This is a genomic window from Halococcus thailandensis JCM 13552 (assembly GCF_000336715.1).
GTDB lineage: Archaea > Halobacteriota > Halobacteria > Halobacteriales > Halococcaceae > Halococcus > Halococcus thailandensis.
On sequence record NZ_AOMF01000194.1, the window covers coordinates 1 to 4,278 of the forward strand.

Consider the following 4,278-nt stretch of genomic DNA (forward strand, 5'->3'; position numbering starts at 1 on the left):
GGCGCTGTATCCCCTCCCTACTCCGCTCCTTGTCCGCCGTTCGGCGGACTGTGGTACTCGTTGAGGAAGGGGAATTAGCGCCTGCCGAACACGTACCTAAAGCACTCCAAGCACGAACAGATACGGCATGTCTGACAACTACCTTGTCGAACTCAAAGACTCGGTCTTCCGTGCGACACCGCTTACCGAGGACGAATTCGATGACGATCTCCGTATTGAGTTCCCTTCGGAGGACCACGCAGAAGCGTGGCTGTCCGAGCAGAACAGCTTGCACTCAAAGATGGGAACCCTAACGCTCCACACAGCTCACCCGAACGACAACTCCAACGTGGACTCGTACGTGGTGTTCCAGCCCGTACACAAGGTATGAATGCCGGACTCGGACGCATAGCGACTATACAAGCAGGCCTCCGGCAGCTATCGTCAGCGAGGCCGGGGCGCGTTTTCGTACTTGATCATCTTCTCGGGCTTGTCAGAGATCGTCTCGTAGATGCGTTGGAGAGTCTCCTCGGCCTCCAGTAGGTTGTGTTCGTCGAGGAATTCCCGACCGTCATCGCTCACGCCATAGAACTTCCAGGGATAGCCCTGCCGGCGTTCATTGTCCGGCAGCGCCGCCTCCTCAACGATGCCAGCGTCGATCAGTTTCTGGATGTGCTTGTAGACGGTGGCGTCGCTGATGCTCGGGTTCAACTGCTCGAGTTCGTACATCGACGGCAGTTGGTCGGGGTGCTGGAGGATGTTGCTGAGCAGCGTGAATCGCGTCTGTTGGGTGACGAAGTGGACGAGTTCACGCGCCTCCGTGCCTTCAGCAGCCCCCACGTCGGTACTCATACGAACATCTACGCGCCGGCACGGGAAGTAATTTACCTTTGAGTAAAACACTCTGAAGTGAATGATAGAATGATTGACTCAGTAGTTTATGTAGGAAACCATATTCCGCCGCGTAGAGTAGGTGTGATATGTCCGACGAGGAGTCGCCGGTTCCCGACGAGATCCTCACGAGCGCCAAAGAGCAGATCGATCAAGAGGAACTCTCGCTGGCGGACAACGAGGAAATTCTACACGCGCTGAGCGAACTCACCCCGATCTACGAAAGCGACCGGTCGTATTTCGTCCTCGGGAACTACGACCGGGAGCCGATTCGGCGACTGAATCTAGTCGTCGACCGCCTCAACCGTCGCCAGGATGCCTACGCATTCCGGATGGTGGACATCCGCGGCGAGTGGGACAACAGCATCCAGAAGTTCTGTCTGATCGCCGACCTCGTCACGTATCTCGTCGGCGTCGCCGAGAAAGACCCCAGCGACTTCCTCGTCGAGCAAGGCCTGCTCGTCGGGACGGTCGAGTACTTCTCGAAGAGCCACGTCTTCAAACGGGTCTACGACGACGAAGAGCATCCGTTTGGCTGGATGCAGGATGGCGTCTTCGACCTGTTCGAGGACGAAGGCCGGCTCTATCGATGGCGAACTGAAGAAACCCTCGTCGAAGTCACCGAGGACCTCCCGTAGAGTCCGGGCGGTAGTCGATCACACCGGTGATCGGTGCTTTTCTCCGATTTCTCGATGCTCGCGGTGCTATTGTGATCTCTGACTCGCCCAGTCAGCGCTCGAAGAGATGGCCGAGTGGCCGAAGGACGCTTCGATCGACAACGAGCGGGTCGTCGGCATCGGTGGCAACCCGATCGCCCGGAGCGTCCGGAACCTGTCTATCCCATTGTTCACAGGCAGCCACTACTTCAGGAGCCAGGTCAGCCGTGATGTAGGCGATTTCGCTGAGTTCGGCCTCGGTGGCCGTGCCGACGGCCTTGAGAGTACCGTACTCCTCGGCGAGATTGTTGATCCCCGCCGGGCCCAGACCATGAATCCCTGACAGCGCACTCCACAGCCGATTCCACCTGTCGACCCACCGGTTATCGCCTTAGGTCGAAATGAGCGTTCAGGGCGGAAACTAGCCGGCTAATCTCTGCCAAATCCATCAACAATACCGAATGAATAGNCACCGGTTATCGCCTTAGGTCGAAATGAGCGTTCAGGGCGGAAACTAGCCGGCTAATCTCTGCCAAATCCATCAACAATACCGAATGAATAGCCGAGCAGAGACCGATGCTGATGTAAGCGACTGATTTCAGGTCCATCTCCACTCAGAACCACGCCGAATTGGGAGTGTTGCCACTCAATACGAAGCTATCCCGGCTCGGCTGACGACTGTCAGCCGGGCCGGATCGTCGCCAGTTCACCTGCATTCGTCAGATCTGGATCAACAGTTCCATGAGCCACTCGCTCTGTGAGCGCGTGGCGATTCAGATTTCGATCAATCGCTCCCTCGATGATCGCTAACCCAGGATCCCATGAATAGCCGAATTGCTGGGCCAACGTTTCCAGAAGATCGGTTCCGTACCACCGCAGTCGCTTTGAAAACGACATCGGTTGCGTCTCTGTCTCTTCCTCTACGGAGTCAGGAGAGGCAGATCCGAGCCCTGCTCGTATCTGCCGCAGCAGGTACCGGCTGAGCAACACCATCACAACCGACGCCAGCATGAAACACTCAATTGCTTCCTTCCGATAGACACTGATCTCGTCCAGTTCGAACACCGATTTCGCCTCCTGAACGACCGTTTCGATACTCCATCTGTTGGAATACAAAGCCGCGATTTCTCGCGGCTTGAACCACTTTCTCGGCAGATTTGTCACGTAGAGATGGTAGTNGTTGGAATACAAAGCCGCGATTTCTCGCGGCTTGAACCACTTTCTCGGCAGATTTGTCACGTAGAGATGGTAGTCGTGATCAGCGTCAGGTGCGTCGTCACTGCCAGGTACCTCGTCGTGACGAAGTCCGACGAGGCGGAACTCACGAGGGAGCAACTCGCTGTCTGAACTCGGTGTATCGAAGCTTGCGGTGACATCGATCTCGCTGCGATAGAGGTCTGGGAGTACGTCTTGGAGCTGTGTTCCCTCTAAGGAGATGGCGTTACCGCGCCATCTTCTGAGTTCGTCCGTAATCGGCGCGTTTGAATCGATTTTCAACCGATTCACGAACCAGCCACCGTGCTCGTCGATTTGTGCTAGTTTCCCGTAATCGTGATACCCGAGATCGTCCAACAGAAGCGAATCAGCCATCCAGTCGCCGATTTCGAGTTGACTCAACTCGTCGGTACGGACATCAGTGATCGAGGTAAAAAACGGAGCACGTGACGCGAGTGATTCGATCACGTGGAGCCGTGCTCCAGCGTGATCATCACCGTAGCCGGGGAAATTCTCGAAGGATTCCGCGGACAACGTACAGTCTGTCGCATCCGCGATGAAGACATCGCGGAAGCGATCAAACCGACCACCCAGAGAGGATTCTATTCCACCGAGTTCGACGCTGAGATGTGCAACAATCTCGGTGAGGAAAGTCTTGAGCTCTGGCGTGATCCACTGCTGGATCGATGAGTATGCTGCGTCGTGCTCAGTAAACGTCTTGTAGAAGTTCTGTACCTTGGTAACAGAGCCATCTGGCTGTGTCGTTCCGAGGAGAAAGCTCCAGAAGAACGGTACAGGCCCAATCAGCCGATTTCGTTCAACGAGGCCGGTGGAGCGGGCCGTTCGCGCCACCGCCTCCCCTGGCAGTACTATTCGGAACGCTTTCACGATCCGGTCGAGCCATCGCTGCATAGTTCATCGNGTTCATCGAAACGGGATCATGGAAAGGAATCTTCTGTCTGAGAATTACAGTAAAATCGGCCGATTTTACGGTAAACCGGCTTAGGCGATAACGGGTGGGTGCTGGAGAGTTCTACGATCACACCGAAGGAGAACCCGTCTGGGGACAGGACCTCGTCTACGCATTCTACACTGACGACAAAACCTCCTATCCACTCGCATTTCGCCAGTACCAGAAAGCTGACGACGAAGACCAGGACAACGAGGAGACGAAGTACGATCTCTCCCGAGAGATAGTCACAGAACTGGAAGAAGAGGTAGGTGTACCTGCGGACACCTACCTCTTCGACTCGTGGTTCGCCCACGACTCGGACCTGATCAAGCANCCACTACGGAGCAACCGGCAGGTGACCTTCGATAACGAGGAGATGCGCGTCGATGCGCTGGAAGAGCGCATCGACAAAGTAGAGCGAGAAATCAACGAGGAAACGTACAAGATCTGGACGAAGACGCTCCCGATCTCGAAGTTAGGTGAGATACGGCTGGTAATCGCCGAGAAAGTCACTGACGAGGACGAAAACAACCCGGTCAAGTATCTCGCAACGAACAAGATCGACGCTCCCTCTGGCCATCTCAT

General features: G+C 55.7%; 5 protein-coding genes and 1 pseudogene. 4 read left to right on the plus strand and 2 right to left on the minus strand.

The genetic code is table 11. From position 1 onward, the window contains the following. The first annotated feature begins 127 nt into the window (after positions 1-127). Positions 128-370: a hypothetical protein gene (locus C451_RS20020; RefSeq protein ID WP_007743621.1), complete on the plus strand. Its 243-nt coding sequence runs from the start codon at positions 128-130 to the stop codon at positions 368-370. A gap of 53 nt (positions 371-423) precedes the next feature. Here C451_RS20020 and C451_RS20025 read toward each other — a convergent pair whose 3' ends face one another. After that, positions 424-831 (minus strand): MarR family transcriptional regulator, encoded by a 408-nt coding sequence (locus C451_RS20025; protein ID WP_007743622.1) that lies wholly within the window; start codon positions 829-831, stop codon positions 424-426. 128 nt (positions 832-959) lie between these two features. Between C451_RS20025 and C451_RS20030 the strand changes: the two genes are divergently transcribed. Together C451_RS20030 and C451_RS20035 are read left to right on the plus strand one after the other, a co-directional pair. Next, complete coding sequence (locus C451_RS20030) at positions 960-1,508, plus strand: hypothetical protein (protein ID WP_007743623.1); 549 nt, start codon at positions 960-962, stop codon at positions 1,506-1,508. A gap of 106 nt (positions 1,509-1,614) precedes the next feature. Continuing rightward, entirely contained in the window at positions 1,615-1,869 is a 255-nt protein-coding gene (locus C451_RS20035; RefSeq protein ID WP_007743624.1) for a hypothetical protein, read from the plus strand. 338 nt (positions 1,870-2,207) lie between these two features. Here C451_RS20035 and C451_RS20040 read toward each other — a convergent pair whose 3' ends face one another. After that, positions 2,208-3,653 carry an IS4 family transposase gene (locus tag C451_RS20040; protein ID WP_007743625.1) on the minus strand — a complete coding sequence of 482 codons (1,446 nt, stop codon included), beginning with the start codon at positions 3,651-3,653 and terminating at the stop codon, positions 2,208-2,210. Between the two features lie 107 nt (positions 3,654-3,760). Here C451_RS20040 and C451_RS20045 point away from each other — a divergent pair. Beyond that, a pseudogene (locus C451_RS20045) lies at positions 3,761-4,278 on the plus strand (IS701 family transposase); the annotation flags it as partial.